At 72.3% G+C, this 2,116-nt stretch carries 1 protein-coding gene and 2 pseudogenes; 1 reads left to right on the plus strand and 2 read right to left on the minus strand.

All coding sequences use genetic code 11. The annotated features are described in order from the left end of the window. Positions 1-245: pseudogene (locus tag ACWF94_RS39345) on the minus strand (hypothetical protein); the annotation flags it as partial. Between the two features lie 46 nt (positions 246-291). On the opposite strand from ACWF94_RS39345, the gene asnB reads away from it, so the two are divergent. Next, a complete protein-coding gene (gene asnB, locus ACWF94_RS39350) occupies positions 292-1,755 on the plus strand; it encodes an asparagine synthase (glutamine-hydrolyzing) (protein ID WP_453499916.1) in 1,464 nt (487 codons plus the stop codon). Positions 1,756-1,933: 178 nt separating this feature from the next. Here asnB and ACWF94_RS39355 read toward each other — a convergent pair. Next, positions 1,934-2,116, minus strand: a pseudogene (locus tag ACWF94_RS39355) (hypothetical protein); the annotation flags it as partial.

A 2,116-nucleotide genomic window follows, 5' to 3' on the forward strand; every position in this document is an offset into this window, starting at 1 on the left:
GGTGTCAGGAGCGTGACCAGGGCGTTCTTGTCGATTTTGCCGATGGGGGTGCGGGGGAGGGAGGGCAGGACCCGGAGTTCGTCGGGGATCTTGAAGGAGGCGAGGCCGCGGCCGGTGAGGTGGGTGCGCAGGTCGGCGGGGGTCGGGGCGGGGCCGCTCTTCTGGGCACCACCGTGCGCGAGGCGGCGGACCGGGCCGTGCGCGCCGGGCACCGGTTCGGCGCGGTGGGCGGGGGTGGTCCTCACCGCGTATCTGGAGTGGGGCGAGCACCTGGCGGAACGGCTCAACGGGATGTACGCGTTCGCCGTGTGGGACGAGCGGGAGGACAAGCTCGTCCTGGTCCGCGACCGGATGGGCGTCAAGCCCCTCTACTTCCAGCCGACCCCGGACGGTGTGCTCTTCGGCTCCGAGCCCAAGGCCGTCCTCGCCAACCCGCTGGCGGGCCGTGTGGTCGACCTGGAGTGTCTGCACGAGCTGATCGGCTTCACCAAGGCCCCGGGCTGGTCACTGTGGAAGGACATGAGGGAGGTGGAGCCCGGGACGGCCGTCACCGTGACCCGGCGGGGCATCCGGCACCGTACCTACTGGTCGCTGCCGACCACCGAGCACACCGACGACCTCACCGCCACCGTGGACCGGGTACGCGAGCTGCTCACCGACACCTCGCGGCGGCAGTCGGTCTCCGACGTACCGCTGTGCGCGCTGCTCTCCGGCGGGCTCGACTCCAGCGCGGTGACGGCGCTCACCGCCGCCGGGTCCGGGGAGCGGCTGCGGACGTTCTCGGTGGACTTCGCCGGTCTGGAGGAGAACTTCGCGCCGGACGAGATGCGGGACACACCCGACGCGCCCTTCATCCGGGACGCCGTCGCCCATGTGGGCACCGACCACCACAGTGTGGTGCTCGACTCGGGGGACCTCGTCTCCCCCGGACTGCGCCGGGCCGTGGTGCGGGCCCGGGACATGCCGATCGGGCTCGGTGACATCGACTCGTCGATGTATCTGCTCTTCCGGGCGATCCGTGAGCGGTCCACCGTCACCCTGTCCGGCGAGTTCGCCGACGAACTGTTCGGCGGATACATCTGGTTCCACCATCCGGCCGCCCGGGACGCGCCCACGTTCCCCTGGCTGGCCTTCCAGAACTCCCACACCATCGACCGCACCGCCCTGCTCCACCCGGAGATCCGGCGGCGGCTCGACATCCCCGGCTATATCGCGGACCAGTACGCGAGCGCGGTCGCCGGGGTGGAGCAGCTGCCCGGGACCTCCGCGGCCGAGCAGCGGATGCGGACGGTCTGTCACCTCCATCTGACCCGGCTGGTGCGCGCCCTGCTCGACCGCAAGGACCGGATGTCGATGGCGGTCGGTCTGGAGGTGCGGGTGCCGTTCGCCGATCACCGGCTGGTGGAGTACGTCTACAACACCCCGTGGTCCATGAAGTGTTCGGACGGCCGGGAGAAGAGTCTGCTGCGCGAGGCGGTCCGGCAGGTGCTGCCCGCGTCCGTGGTGGACCGGGTCAAGAGCCCCTATCCGACGACCCAGGACCCCGGCTACGCCAAGGCCCTCCAGGAACAGGCGGCCGACGTACTGGCGGACCGCGGCGATCCGGTCTTCGAACTGGTCGACCGGCGCTGGCTGGCGGATGCCGTACGGGTCGACGCGGCGTCGCTGCCCGGTGACGGCCGGCTGGGGATCGAGCGGGTGCTCGACCTCCACCACTGGTTCGACATCTACCGGCCCGAGCTGCGGCTCGCCTGAGCGCGTCCCGCCGGGGTCAGTGCCCGCGCGCGGCCACGGCGCGTTCGGCCCGGGTCAGCGGCGGGCCGGCCAGTGGTGGGCGCAGGGGTCCGATCGCCGCCGCCAGGAGCAGGGCGGGGGCGGGTTGGCAATGAGGGCACAGGGCATCCGCCACGTTCGCCGGCGGAAATGGCCGGTTTCACGATCCCGCCCGCTCGGACGGCTTGCCCGCTCGGACGGCTTGCCCGTCACGCGGGGCGTGGACGGTGCGCGGGGCGTGGACGGTACGCGGGGCGTGGACGGTACGCGGGGCGTGGACGGTACGCGGGGCGTGGACGGTACGCGGGGCGTGGACGGTACGCGGGGCGTGGACGGTACGCGG

The sequence above is a fragment of the Streptomyces sp. NPDC055078 genome (assembly GCF_053607985.1).

Coding starts and splice junctions, on each gene's coding strand:
- asnB (WP_453499916.1), top strand. CDS start 292: ATGTACGCGTTCGCCGTGTGGGACGAGCGGGAGGACAAGCTCGTCCTG.